Annotated in this window: 13 protein-coding genes; 10 read left to right on the forward strand and 3 right to left on the reverse strand. The window is 40.3% G+C overall.

The features are described from left to right. Window positions 1-9 precede the first annotated feature (9 nt). The 3 genes from NSS80_RS17855 to NSS80_RS17865 all read left to right on the forward strand — a co-directional run bounded on the left by NSS80_RS17855 (window position 10) and on the right by NSS80_RS17865 (window position 2,516). Window positions 10-750 (forward strand): amino acid ABC transporter ATP-binding protein, encoded by a 741-nt coding sequence (locus NSS80_RS17855; RefSeq protein WP_046312994.1) that lies wholly within the window; start codon window positions 10-12, stop codon window positions 748-750. Between the two features lie 191 nt (window positions 751-941). After that, window positions 942-2,150, forward strand: coding sequence for an ammonium transporter (locus NSS80_RS17860; RefSeq protein ID WP_342498367.1), 1,209 nt, complete (start codon window positions 942-944; stop codon window positions 2,148-2,150). Between the two features lie 18 nt (window positions 2,151-2,168). Beyond that, a complete protein-coding gene (locus tag NSS80_RS17865; protein WP_024423704.1) occupies window positions 2,169-2,516 on the forward strand; it encodes a P-II family nitrogen regulator in 348 nt (115 codons plus the stop codon). Window positions 2,517-2,600: 84 nt separating this feature from the next. Here the strand turns inward: NSS80_RS17865 and NSS80_RS17870 are convergent, their stop codons facing one another. Continuing rightward, window positions 2,601-3,497, reverse strand: a complete 897-nt coding sequence (locus tag NSS80_RS17870) for a peptidoglycan DD-metalloendopeptidase family protein (RefSeq protein ID WP_034281210.1) — start codon at window positions 3,495-3,497, stop codon at window positions 2,601-2,603. A 116-nt stretch (window positions 3,498-3,613) separates the two neighbouring features. Here NSS80_RS17870 and NSS80_RS17875 point away from each other — a divergent pair, with 116 nt between their 5' ends. From NSS80_RS17875 to rpsN, 5 genes are all read left to right on the forward strand, one after another. Beyond that, complete coding sequence (locus NSS80_RS17875) at window positions 3,614-4,123, forward strand: GNAT family N-acetyltransferase (RefSeq protein WP_029706351.1); 510 nt, start codon at window positions 3,614-3,616, stop codon at window positions 4,121-4,123. Window positions 4,124-4,288: 165 nt separating this feature from the next. After that, window positions 4,289-4,711, forward strand: a complete 423-nt coding sequence (locus NSS80_RS17880) for a DUF5362 family protein (RefSeq protein ID WP_070326111.1) — start codon at window positions 4,289-4,291, stop codon at window positions 4,709-4,711. A gap of 144 nt (window positions 4,712-4,855) precedes the next feature. Next, window positions 4,856-5,005: a 50S ribosomal protein L33 gene (gene rpmG / locus NSS80_RS17885; RefSeq protein WP_024423713.1), complete on the forward strand. Its 150-nt coding sequence runs from the start codon at window positions 4,856-4,858 to the stop codon at window positions 5,003-5,005. An 82-nt stretch (window positions 5,006-5,087) separates the two neighbouring features. Further along, window positions 5,088-6,284 carry a GTP-binding protein gene (locus tag NSS80_RS17890; RefSeq protein WP_342498368.1) on the forward strand — a complete coding sequence of 399 codons (1,197 nt, stop codon included), beginning with the start codon at window positions 5,088-5,090 and terminating at the stop codon, window positions 6,282-6,284. 16 nt (window positions 6,285-6,300) lie between these two features. Further along, on the forward strand, window positions 6,301-6,570 hold the full coding sequence (gene rpsN / locus NSS80_RS17895) for a 30S ribosomal protein S14 (protein WP_025093900.1): 270 nt from the start codon (window positions 6,301-6,303) through the stop codon (window positions 6,568-6,570). Between the two features lie 254 nt (window positions 6,571-6,824). Here rpsN and moaA read toward each other — a convergent pair whose 3' ends face one another. Together moaA and fdhD are read right to left on the reverse strand one after the other, a co-directional pair. After that, window positions 6,825-7,832 carry a GTP 3',8-cyclase MoaA gene (gene moaA / locus NSS80_RS17900; protein WP_046312984.1) on the reverse strand — a complete coding sequence of 336 codons (1,008 nt, stop codon included), beginning with the start codon at window positions 7,830-7,832 and terminating at the stop codon, window positions 6,825-6,827. Window positions 7,833-7,842: 10 nt separating this feature from the next. Then, window positions 7,843-8,631: a formate dehydrogenase accessory sulfurtransferase FdhD gene (gene fdhD / locus NSS80_RS17905; protein ID WP_034281213.1), complete on the reverse strand. Its 789-nt coding sequence runs from the start codon at window positions 8,629-8,631 to the stop codon at window positions 7,843-7,845. Between the two features lie 134 nt (window positions 8,632-8,765). Here fdhD and NSS80_RS17910 point away from each other — a divergent pair, with 134 nt between their 5' ends. Together NSS80_RS17910 and NSS80_RS17915 are read left to right on the forward strand one after the other, a co-directional pair. Next, window positions 8,766-10,031 (forward strand): OFA family MFS transporter, encoded by a 1,266-nt coding sequence (locus NSS80_RS17910; RefSeq protein ID WP_317221789.1) that lies wholly within the window; start codon window positions 8,766-8,768, stop codon window positions 10,029-10,031. A gap of 82 nt (window positions 10,032-10,113) precedes the next feature. Then, window positions 10,114-12,462 (forward strand): FdhF/YdeP family oxidoreductase, encoded by a 2,349-nt coding sequence (locus NSS80_RS17915; protein ID WP_317221788.1) that lies wholly within the window; start codon window positions 10,114-10,116, stop codon window positions 12,460-12,462. Window positions 12,463-12,480: the final 18 nt, after the last annotated feature.

Genomic DNA, 12,480 nt, shown 5'->3' on the forward strand with positions numbered 1-12,480 from the left:
AGGAGAAGCATGACAGAATCAAAGGAAATCATTCGTGTTGAAAAACTCAATAAATACTTTGGAGAGCTTCATGTTTTAAAAGATATCGATCTCACCGTATATGAAAATGATGTGGTCGTCTTAATTGGTGCAAGCGGTTCTGGAAAAAGCACCTTGCTCCGCTGTATGAACTTTTTAGAAATAAAAAATGATGGAGATATTATCATTGATGGCAGCCCTGTTCATCCAAAGCGAGATCAATTAAACGAAATGAGACAAAAAATAGGAATGGTGTTTCAGCATTTTAATCTTTTCCCGCACAAAACTGTGCTTGAAAATATCATCGAAGCGCCTGTTATGGTGAAAAAAACAAAGAAAGCGCAAGCCATCGCTGAAGCCAGCACCTTGCTAGAAAAAGTCGGACTTGCGGATAAAGCCAACGTATATCCTTCTAAACTATCAGGCGGCCAAAAACAGCGTGTAGCCATAGCCAGATCTCTCGCCATGAAGCCTGATGTCATGTTATTTGACGAACCTACGTCTGCCCTTGACCCAGAACTTGTAGGCGAGGTGCTGCAAACGATGAAAAGCCTCGCAAAAGAAGGCATGACCATGGTCATTGTCACACACGAAATGGGCTTTGCGAAAGAAGTTGCCGATCGTGTCGTCTACATGCACGAAGGCCGCATCGTCGAAGAAGGCGTCCCTTCGGACTTGTTTGATTCTCCTAGGGAGGAACGTACAAAACTGTTTCTCAGCTCCATTTTATAGGTCAAACGCCCTTCATTTTTAGTGCTTAACTTACGTTTTTGCTCATTTTTTACGAACTTTTCATCCATTTATATTGAACTTAACCAAAAACCATGTCAGATAAACTTACACGTATATGTTATATATGACTTTTCTCTCTATAATGAAGAATTAAGAAAACAATAATTCTGAATGATTCGGGGGAATGCAGCATGCAAATGGGTGATACAGTATTTATGTTCTTCTGCGCACTACTCGTGTGGTTAATGACACCGGGTTTAGCTTTATTCTACGGAGGACTCGTGAGAAGTAAAAACGTGTTAAGCACAACCATGCACAGCTTAACGTCACTAGCGATCGTTTCAATCGTATGGATCGTATTCGGTTATTCCTTAGCTTTTGCACCAGGCAATGCATGGATTGGAGGATTAGACTGGGTGGGCCTGAAAGGCGTAGGCTTTGAGCCTGGTTCCTATAGTGAGACCATTCCACATTCATTGTTCATGATGTTTCAAATGACCTTTGCCGTCTTAACAACAGCCATCATCTCAGGGGCCTTTGCTGAACGGATTCGCTACTCAGCAGTCGTTGTATTTACACTCCTTTGGGTCACATTTGTATACGCTCCAGTCGCACACTGGGTATGGGGCGGCGGTTGGATTGGCGAGATGGGTGCGCTTGACTTCGCAGGCGGAAACGTGGTTCACATCTCATCCGGTGTTGCAGGTCTTGTCGTGGCAATTGTGCTCGGGAAGCGTAAAGAAGCAGCAAGCTCTTCTCCGCATAACTTGATCTACACCCTTCTTGGCGGAGCTGTCATCTGGTTTGGCTGGTTTGGTTTTAACGTGGGTAGTGCTCTTACATTAGACAGCGTGGCCATGTTTGCCTTTATTAACACCAATATAGCTGCTGCTGCAGGAATCATCGGCTGGCTGTTAGTAGAGTGGATGATCAACAAAAAACCGACCATGCTCGGCGCGATCTCTGGAGCCATCGCAGGTCTTGTCGCCATTACACCTGCCGCAGGCTTTGTTACACCGTTTGCTTCTATTATAATAGGAATCATTGGCGGGATCGTCTGTTTCTGGGGAGTCTTTTCACTCAAAGCCAAATTTGGCTATGATGACGCACTAGATGCATTCGGCCTTCACGGAATTGGCGGTACTTGGGGAGGAATTGCAACAGGACTTTTCGCCACAACTTCTGTCAATGACGGTGGAGCCAATGGCTTATTTTACGGAGATCCCAGCTTACTTTGGAAGCAAGTGGTCGCGATTGTTGCCACGTACGCTTTTGTTGCCGTTGTGACATACGTAATCATCAAAGTGGTCAATGTCTTCTTCAAAATTCGTGCAACCGAAGAAGAAGAATCAGTGGGTCTTGATTTAACCATGCACGGTGAAAAAGCTTATCAAGATTAAAGAAAAAGGGGTGTCTCTATGAGCAAAATGTATAAAGTGGAGATTGTCACACGTCCAGCTAATTTTGAAACATTAAAGGTGGAGCTTGGAAAGATTGGTGTCACCTCGATTACCTTTTCAAATGTACACGGCTGCGGCTTACAAAAGGGACATACAGAGCTATACCGCGGCGTCAAAAAGGAAAGCAACGTGTACGAACGATTAAAGATCGAAATCGTCCTAAGCAAAGTACCTGTCGAACAGGTCGTTGAAACAGCTCAAAAGGTACTTCGTACAGGCGAACCAGGGGATGGGAAAATTTTTATATATGAGGTAGCGAATACAATCAACATCCGGACAGGTGAAGAAGGACCTGCCGCCCTATAGTGTATCCTCCGCCGAGTGGCGGAGGATCTTTTTAAGCAGAAAAAACCTCTGCATATTCATATACACAGAGGACCTTGTAAGACATTAAGATTGTTTTGTTTCTTCTGACTGACTGCTGTCTTTAGAGGAATCAGAAGACTTTTCTTGATCAGAGGATTTCCCCTTCTCATCAGACTTTTCTTCAGATTTTTCTCCAGCTGGCTCTTTGGCTTTATCTTCAGCAGCAGGTTCTTTCGTTTTTTCCTCAGTCTTTGGCTGAGCAGGTTCTTTTGCTTGTTCCGTCACTTCTTGCGCTGCTTTTTCAATTGTAGAAACAGGCTTGTCAATGAAGCTAAGCGGATTAAGCGCTAAACCTTCCATACGAATTTCAAAATGCACATGGTTGCCGCTTTCAGCACCATATAGATTTTTACCAGAAGCACCAATGACATCATTCTGCTTGACTTCATCGCCTTCTTTGACACTCACTTGTGACAACGATTGATAAACAGTCGATAGTCCATCTTCATGTTCAATTTCAACAACGTGACCAAGAACTGGATCTTTTTTCGCTTGAACCACTGTTCCACTAAGAGCAGCTGTGACATCAAACACTTTGCCATCTTTATCTGCAAGATCAATACCTTTGCTCAAGGTATAGGTGTTATTATAGTTTACAAGTGCTGCTTCTTTTTCTTTTTGGTCAGCATCTGCTTCATAGAACTTTTTCACGACAGAAACATTATCAGAATTCTGGACCGGCATTGCGACATTTTCAATTGGCTTTCCAACTTCAACGGCATCATCGCGCTGTTCTTGCCCTGTTTGATTTCCATCAGATAGTTGGTCTTTCACATCTTTTGATACAGCTTGATACCAAAGAACGGCTGTTAACACGACCGCTGCGCTGACCAAGTAAATAGCAGGGAATACCCAGCGCTTACGGAAAAATTGCTGAACTTTTGTGATTTTGGAAGTACGTTTCTTTTCTTCCTCTCTCATTTTTCATCACCTCAGCAACATTCTGAACACTTTTCAAAAAATATATACACACGAAATCATTTTTCTTTTTATTTTGCGCAATCGCATCAATAATATGTATGATAAATGAAAAAAAGATGGGAGACTTAATTGTGAAAACTTTCAACCGTATAGCAACAGAAGATGACCTCAAAGCGATCGTTGATATCTACAATTCAACCATTGCTTCAAGAGAAGTGACCGCTGATACAGAACCAGTTTCTGTTGAGGACCGCCGGCAATGGTTTTTGAATCATTCCGAGAAAAGACCTCTCTATGTGAAAACAGACGAGGATGGAAATATCTACGGCTGGCTCAGCTTTGAAACCTTTTACGGAAGACCTGCATACAACGGGACCGTTGAAATGAGTATCTATTTAAACCAAGACTATCGAGGAAAAGGCTTAGGATCACTTTTCTTACAAGAAGCCATTGATTTAGCACCCTCATTAGGCATTAGAACGTTACTTGCCTTTATTTTCGGGCACAACGAAGCCAGCATTCGACTATTTAAAAAGCACGGCTTTGAGACATGGGGACACCTGCCACGCATCGCAGAAATGGATGGCAGCAGATACGATTTAGATATCCTAGGAAAAGAATTATAAAACGAGCGTCTCCCTGAAAAAGAGACGCTTTTTTATGACGCAAGTAACAGCTGTAAAAAAAGTGAAGTGAAGAGAGAAACAATTGAATCAATCAACATTCACTCTTCCTAAAGCACTACTTACTCAAGTATGATAAAGAGTGAATACATAAAGGAGTGAACACCATTGCAACAAACTGAGAAAATCATTCAATCTCTTCATTCAATCGTAAAGTGGGGAAAGGTTGGTAGTATCTTTCTCTATATTTCAGGCGGTCTGGCTATTCTTATTGGTTTTTGGCTTGTTCTTCCTGCAGCCCTTGGCGTCTTCCTCATTATGATGGGGATCCATGTACAAAAATCTGTAAAAGCAGCTGAACACTTGATTCAGGCTCCAGATGCTTCTTACGAAGAATTATTAGAACAGTACGCTAAGATGATGAAAATGCAAACACTGTTTGCCATTTCAAGTATTGCCGCAGTTATTCTTTCATTCATTGCTATCGTTTTGATACTTATACTAGGCGGGTTAGCCTTCCTTCAAGAAATTCCTTATGATGTCCAGCAGTATGAAGGTGATTACGAACAAGAACTCGGTGACTTTTATTAATGGAGAGGGGTATCAATAGTCATTCGATACCCCTTTTGTTTTTATCATTTGACTTGGATCATTCTCCTCTGCTTGACATTCAGTCTTGATCATTTTAAAATACAAATCGTAACTATTACGAATTAAAGGAGGATCCTATTACTTATGCGCGTGAATATTACGTTGGCCTGTACTGAAACAGGTGACAGAAACTACATCACAACAAAAAATAAAAGAACGAATCCTGACCGATTGGAGTTAAAAAAATATTCTCCTCGATTAAAGAAATATACCCTTCATAGAGAAACAAAATAAATTTTTTATATTATAAATCGTAATGATTACTTTTTAAGTGAGGCGGAAAACAAAATGATCGTTTTCAAAAGGACAAAAACAAATGAATAAGCGTGTACCTGTTACAGTATTAAGCGGCTTTTTAGGAGCAGGAAAAACAACGATATTAAATCATGTTCTTCAAAATCGCAAAGGATTAAAAGTGGCTGTAATCGTCAATGACATGAGCGAAATTAATATTGATGCAGAACTAGTCAAACAAGGCGGCGAGCTTTCTCGATCAGATGAGAAACTCATTGAATTATCTAACGGCTGTATTTGCTGCACTTTGAGAGAAGATTTGTTAATCGAAGTAGAACGCCTTTGTAAGGCGGGTAATATCGATTATATTGTCATTGAATCAACCGGTATTAGTGAACCAATTCCCGTCGCTCAAACGTTTTCTTATATTGATGAAGAAATGGGCATAGATTTGACCCGCTTTTGCCGTCTAGATACGATGGTCACAGTAGTAGATGCAAATCGTTTCTGGACTGATTTCCAGTCAGGAGAGAGTTTATTAGATCGTAAAGAAGCGGTTTCCGATGACGACGAGCGAGAAATTTCCAATTTACTCATTGATCAAATTGAATTTTGTGACGTGCTTATTATCAATAAATGTGATCTAGTATCTCCCTCTGAATTAGATCGACTTGAGCATGTGCTGAACAAACTACAACCAGAAGCATCTATCATCAGAACCTCAAAAGGTATAGTACAGCCAGATGACATTTTGAATACTGGTTTATTCGACTTTGAAAAATCAAGTGCTTCTGCTGGGTGGATCAAAGAAATCAACGCAGGACATGTTCAGCATACACCGGAAACAGAGGAATACCAAATTTCATCTTTTGTTTACGAAAGAAGACTCCCTTTTCATACTGGCAGACTGAATGCTTGGTTAGATCAAATGCCTGAGCAGATCGTTCGTGCGAAAGGTTTTACTTGGCTTGCCACACATCATGATTTAACCATTTTAATTTCACAAGCTGGGAAATCTGTTGCGATTGAACCAATTGCATACTGGATTGCTGCTTTGCCTGAACAAGAAAAAGCACGGATATTAAATCAGGAACCAGAGCTTCTAGATGAGTGGGACGCAGAGTTTGGTGATCGCCATACAAAACTTGTGTTTATCGGTGTAGATTTACCTAAAGCAGAAATCATTCGTACTCTTGATCAATGCTTGCTTACACCTGAGGAATTTGATCAAGATTGGACTACATTTGAGGACCCCTTTCAATGGAAAATACAAAATTAGGCCAGGAGGGTTTTAATTGGCAAAGAAATCTAAGATTGCTAAAGAAAAAAAACGACAGCAGCTTGTATTGAAATATGCAGAATTAAGAAAAGAGTTAAAAGAAAAAGGTGACTATGAAGCTTTACGAAAATTACCTAGAGACTCTTCCCCTACCCGCTTAAAAAACCGCTGTGAATTAACGGGCCGTCCCAGAGGTTATTTACGAAAATTCAAAATGTCTAGGATTGCTTTTCGTGAGCTTGCCTATAAGGGTCATATCCCTGGAGTGAAAAAGTCGAGCTGGTAAAGAATGATTTGATCTTATCACAGCACTCGTAAAAGTAAAGCCGCACACAATGAGAGAAAATCTATTTTCCAATCTTATCTCAATCTTTTTGAAGTGCAAAATAGCAATTTAAAAACCAGCAGAGAATCTGCTGGTTTTTTATAGTGACTGAGTTCATAAGATAAAAAGACCTGTTTTCAAGAAAGGATTTTCAACAACGATTATGACATTTTCTCTTCTTTTCAAAAATACAAGATCATGATACTTTATTGTCATTACCCACCGATGTATGACATCTCAACCTTTTTCTGATCTTTTTTCTGCTCTCTCTCGGCCGAATATTGGTCATGTCTGTTCGACCATAATTCCTTTAACCTGTTCGTTAATTCTTCATTATTTTTTGTCGTACGAATCATCTGTTTCAGATCAAAACCCGATGAAGCAAACAGACATGTAAACAATTCCCCCCGTGCAGACAGCCTTGCTCTGTTACATGTGCCACAAAAAGCATCTGAAACGGAAGAAATAATACCTATCTCTCCTGAACCATCTTTGTAAAAAAATCGTTTGGCTACTTCACCTGTATATTGAGGAGGTTCTGGTTTGATAGGATATGTTGAATCAATTAATTCAATTATTTCTTTCTTTGTCATGACATGTTCTAGATTCCATTTATTCGTATTACCGACATCCATAAATTCAATAAATCTGAGAACGTGTCCTTCTTTTTTGAAGTAAGCTGCCATTGGTAAGACATCCTGATCATTCACACCTTTTTGAACAACCATATTAATCTTGATAGCAAGTCCAGCCTTTTTTGCAGCCTCAATACCATCAAACACTTTTTGGATAGAAATATGCCTTCCGTTCATTTGCTTAAAACGGTCGGGATTTAATGAATCTAAACTAATGGTGACTCTATTGAGACCAGCTCTCTTCAACTGATCAGCATATAAAGGTAAAAGTGTTCCGTTGGTTGTCATCGCAATGTCTTCAATCCCTGGAATGTTTGTGAGCTTTTCTATTAAGACAGGCAGATCCTTCCGCATTAACGGTTCTCCGCCCGTGATGCGTATTTTTACCACACCTAGGTTCTTTACAAAAAGGGTAGCAAGTCGTTCAATTTCTTCGAAACTAAGCAGTTCTTCTTTTTTCAAGAAAGGATAATCCGGCCCAAAAATTTCAGCAGGCATACAGTACGTACATCTAAAGTTACAGCGATCAGTTACTGATATTCTTAAATCGCGCAATGGTCGATGTCTTTTATCTAAAATACTGACCATACTTTGCCTCCTATTCTGTAATACGATGAGGATGCGTGTAAATGTTAAAGGATTTTCCTCTGACGAATCCAACTGTCGTAATATTTAATTCTTCTGCCATTTTAAGCGCCAGCTCAGTAGGTGCTGATTTTGAAATGACGATAGACACTCCTAGTTTTGCTGCCTTCAATAGAACTTCTGACGATATCCGGCCGCTAAAAACAAGGATTTTATCTCTAAGTGGAATTCGCTGAAGTAAACAGTATCCATAAATTTTATCTAAAGCATTATGTCTTCCTATATCAGTTCTAGTGATGAATAGCTTCTCTGTGTCACACAGTCCAGCATTATGCACTCCGCCAGTATGTTGAAATAATTGGCTTTCTTCTTGCAAACACTTCATGAGATGCATACAAGTTTCAGCAGAAATACTGATTCGATCAATGGCTGTTTTTGCCGTCTTCACATCTTGAAGGAAATAAAAGTGTCTTCCTTTCCCGCAGCATGAACCAATCACTCGTTTTGTAAAATCTGATGAATCAAATCCACTTGAGTGAACTAAATCAACATAGGCAAAACCCATACTTTCATCTATTGTAAACCTTTTAATCTCTTTTTCAAATCGAATGACCCCTTCTGAAGCCAAAAAGCCGATAACCAATTCTTTCAAGTGCTCTGGTGAACAAACAAGGGTCACAAATTCTTCTCCATTTACCATCACAGTTAAAGGATATTCTTCTACAATTTCATCAGTTTTGCAGGTAAACTGGCCTTCATTGTATTGGTGTATGACTCGTTTCTTTTTAACAGAAGGATTCATTGTATGATCTTCCTTTCAATGCAAATTTAGTTATATGATCCAATCAAATTGTGATATTATTTTAAAAAGTCATAAAAATGTAACATATTTCTATCTTATCAAACTTCTTGACTGCTTTATATGGGGGGAACAAAATGAACAAATCGAAAAATCGCTGGCTCATCGCAGCAAGTGCTGTAGGAATTCATTTATCTATTGGGTCTGTTTATGCTTGGAGTGTTTTTACGAATCCTTTACATGAAGCCTTTCAGTGGTCATTAACAGAAATAAGTCTCACCTTCAGTATTGCTATTTTATTTTTAGGTTTATCTGCTGCTTTTATGGGACATTTTGTTGAAAGGTATGGTCCAAGGGCATCGGGGCTCTTCTCAGCTATTTTCTTCGGCATCGGAATGACTGGATCAGGATTCGCTGTCCACATGTCATCACTGCCTCTCCTCTATTTATTTTATGGTGTACTCGCTGGAATAGGGTTAGGGGTAGGCTATATTGCACCTGTATCAACTCTAGTCAAATGGTTTCCGGATCGAAGAGGTCTTGCAACCGGCTTAGCCATTATGGGGTTTGGGTTTGCTTCTCTTATTTGCAGCCCAATTATTCAATATCTCATTGAAAAAGTGAATATCGCAAATACTTTTTATATTCTTGGAATCTCCTATTTTATCATCATGGTGATCTCATCTTTTTATTTATCACCACCAACACCTGATGACGTCAAACAATTTGATGTATTCAAAACAAAGAAAAGAAAAATCCCTCAAGATTTATCACAGCTTACAGCAAATGAAGCGATCAAAACAAGACGTTTCTATTATTTGTGGCTTATGCTTTTTATTAATATCACATGCGGAATCGCTATTATTTCAGTAGCGTCACCTCTTGCTCAAGAAAGTGTTGGGTTCACTGCAGGTGCTGCAGCTACTCTTGTGGGCATTTTAGGTGCTTTTAATGGTTTAGGACGCATTGGCTGGGCATCGTTTTCAGATTATATAGGAAGACCGAATACGTATACGATTTTTTTCAGTATCCAGCTCATTGCTTTTCCTTTACTCCCCTATTTAAAAGAACCGTTCATCTTTTCAATCGTCATGGCGATCATTTATACGTGCTATGGAGGAGGATTTGCTTCAATTCCAGCCTATATTGGGGATTTGTTTGGTACAAAGCAGCTTGGTGCCATACATGGTTATATTTTGACTGCTTGGGCCGCTGCGGGATTAGCAGGACCACTATTTTCATCCTTCATCCGAGATATAACAGGTAATTACACACAAAGCCTTATGGTGTTCTCTGGCTTATTTTTCATTGCTTTTATCATATCACTTCTGATTCGAAAGGATATTCAGCAGCTAAGAGAAAAAAACCTATCTGCTGCTTCCTCTGTCTCAGCCCGATCTTAATTTGAATTTGACAGAATCACAATCTAAAGGTAATTTTTAGATATGAAAACGCTTTACAAAGTATTAGGAGGGTGATGATCTCATGGGGAAAACAAAACATAAGGGGCCTGTTAAACTAAATAAAAAACCCTCACCAAAGCTATGGGCGTCTTTTGTACCAATGGGGCTTGGCAAAGTGAAACCGAAACACATTCGAGATACGATGAAAGTGGCATGGGAGAACAAAGATAACCTTCCCTACGCGTACCGTATTTTAACGCAGGGTGTTTGTGACGGCTGTGCCCTTGGCGTCTCAGGACTGTATGATCAAACGCTCGCAGGACCTCATATATGCACCACAAGACTAAATGTGCTTCGTCTTAACACAATGCCAGCTATTGATCCAAAATGGTTTGTAGATATTCATCAGCTAAAGCAAATGGATAGCACCTCTCTTCGCAAGCTTGGGCGGATTCCTTATCCATTGATCCGAAAAAAAGGTGACAATGCCTTTACACGTATTTCTTGGGATGATGCACTAGATCAAATCGCAGCTAAAATCCAATCAATTGATAAACGGCAGCTTGCTTTCTATTTAACCGCCAGAGGAATTACAAATGAAGTTTATTATACGGCTGCAAAGGCTGCTCGATTTATAGGGACGAATCATATTGATAATGCTTCTCGCATTTGCCATTCACCAAGTAAAACCGCTCTTAAACGGTCCCTTGGCATCGGTGCTTCCAGCTGTAATTACAGTGATTGGATTGGAACGGATGTATTAATCTTTTGGGGATCTGTCGCAGCAAACAATCAGCCTGTTTCCACTAAATATATGTACGCTGCTAAAAAGAAGGGAACAAAAATTATCGTCATCAATCCGTATAAAGAGCCTGCTATGGAAAAGTATTGGGTTCCTTCTATTCCAGAGAGTGCTTTATTCGGTACAAAAATTGCAGATGATTTTTACCAAGTCAATATAGGCGGAGATATTGCGTTTATGAACGGCGTCATCAAGCATTGGTTTGACATGGAGCAGCATGCTCCCCATTCGGCTCTTGATCACGAATTTATTCAAAAACATACAACAGGCATACAGGATTTAAAGCAGCATGTCGCACAATTGAAGTGGGAAGACCTAGAAGCATCATCAGGTTTATCAAAAGGAAGAATGAAGGAATTTGCAACACTGCTTGCCAATGCTAATTCAGGCGTTTTTATTTGGAGTATGGGTCTTACTCAGCACCGCTTTGCAACTGATAATATATCACAGGTTGCCAACCTTGCCATGCTGCGCGGATTTATCGGCAGAAAACATTGTGGTGTCATGCCAATTCGGGGGCATAGCGGCGTCCAAGGTTCTGGTGAAATGGGTGCTGATCCATTCGTTTTGCCGGGTAGTGATTTTGATGACGAGAATATTGAAAGAATCGAACGTATATGGGGGTTTGACATTCCTAAATGGCATGGTGACACCATTGGGCAATCCTTTGAGAAGATGGCTCTCCCAAAAGACCATCCACAAAAACTCAAAATGCTGTTTACGAGTGGCGGAAACTTTTTAGAAACGATGCCAAATCCGGAAGCGATCGAAAAAGCATTATCTGAACTTGAACTCCGTGTTCACCAAGATATCATTTTGAATACCTCTACGCTGGTAGACGCTGAAGAGGCGGTGATTGTGCTGCCTGCTATGACAAGGTATGAACAACCAGGCGGCGGCACATCAACCAGTACGGAACGCATGGTATATTTCAGTCCAGAAATTGAAGGACCTCGTATTGAGGAAGCCAGAGCGGAATGGGACATTTATGTTGATCTTGCGAAAAGAGTCCGGCCAGAAGATGCCGAGCTGATACATTTTGAAACAGCTGAAGACATTCGTCGTGAGATTGCGGTCGCCAACCGAAATTATGATGGCATCCAGCATTTACGTCACAAGGGAGACGTTTTTCAATGGGGAGGCGCATGGCTTTGTGAAGATGGCGTGTGTCCAACACCAGACGGCAAGGGACATCTTCTTCCTGCCCAGCTGCCTCAATATCGAAAAACCGAAGGACATTTCAATATCACGACAAGAAGAGGAAAGCAATTCAACTCCATGATCTACAGTGAAAAGGATGCCTTTAATGGTGGAAAACGTCATTCTATCCTAATGAATGAAGAAGATGCAAAAGAGCTTTACGTCCAAGAAGGTGATCCAGTTGTTCTCTTTAATCAATATGGATCCTATCAAGGAGTGGCTCAATTCGGAGAGTTGAGACGCGGCAATATCGCAGTTTATTGGCCGGAAGGGAACGTTTTAATTCCTAAAGGTGTGTATGAGAGCTACTCACAGATTCCCGAGTATAATACGGCTGCCATATTAGAAAAAGCCGAAACCTTCCATGCAAGAAAGGATCAGCATTATGTGGAGAAACGAATTGATGAATTAGAAACGACTTTGAATTAATCGTCAACTTAAAAACAG

Source organism: Bacillus sp. FSL M8-0350 (assembly GCF_038593345.1).
In the GTDB taxonomy this organism is placed as follows: domain Bacteria; phylum Bacillota; class Bacilli; order Bacillales; family Bacillaceae; genus Bacillus; species Bacillus safensis.

What these genes read in the sequence shown, in the direction of transcription:
- NSS80_RS17855 (WP_046312994.1), top strand. Translation starts at nt 10, where the DNA reads ATGACAGAATCAAAGGAAATCATTCGTGTTGAAAAACTCAATAAATAC.
- NSS80_RS17860 (WP_342498367.1), top strand. Translation starts at nt 942, where the DNA reads ATGCAAATGGGTGATACAGTATTTATGTTCTTCTGCGCACTACTCGTG.
- NSS80_RS17865 (WP_024423704.1), top strand. Translation starts at nt 2,169, where the DNA reads ATGAGCAAAATGTATAAAGTGGAGATTGTCACACGTCCAGCTAATTTT.
- NSS80_RS17870 (WP_034281210.1), bottom strand. Translation starts at nt 3,497, where the DNA reads ATGAGAGAGGAAGAAAAGAAACGTACTTCCAAAATCACAAAAGTTCAG.
- NSS80_RS17875 (WP_029706351.1), top strand. Translation starts at nt 3,614, where the DNA reads ATGGGAGACTTAATTGTGAAAACTTTCAACCGTATAGCAACAGAAGAT.
- rpmG (WP_024423713.1), top strand. Translation starts at nt 4,856, where the DNA reads ATGCGCGTGAATATTACGTTGGCCTGTACTGAAACAGGTGACAGAAAC.
- NSS80_RS17890 (WP_342498368.1), top strand. Translation starts at nt 5,088, where the DNA reads ATGAATAAGCGTGTACCTGTTACAGTATTAAGCGGCTTTTTAGGAGCA.
- moaA (WP_046312984.1), bottom strand. Translation starts at nt 7,832, where the DNA reads ATGGTCAGTATTTTAGATAAAAGACATCGACCATTGCGCGATTTAAGA.
- fdhD (WP_034281213.1), bottom strand. Translation starts at nt 8,631, where the DNA reads ATGAATCCTTCTGTTAAAAAGAAACGAGTCATACACCAATACAATGAA.
- NSS80_RS17910 (WP_317221789.1), top strand. Translation starts at nt 8,766, where the DNA reads ATGAACAAATCGAAAAATCGCTGGCTCATCGCAGCAAGTGCTGTAGGA.
- NSS80_RS17915 (WP_317221788.1), top strand. Translation starts at nt 10,114, where the DNA reads ATGGGGAAAACAAAACATAAGGGGCCTGTTAAACTAAATAAAAAACCC.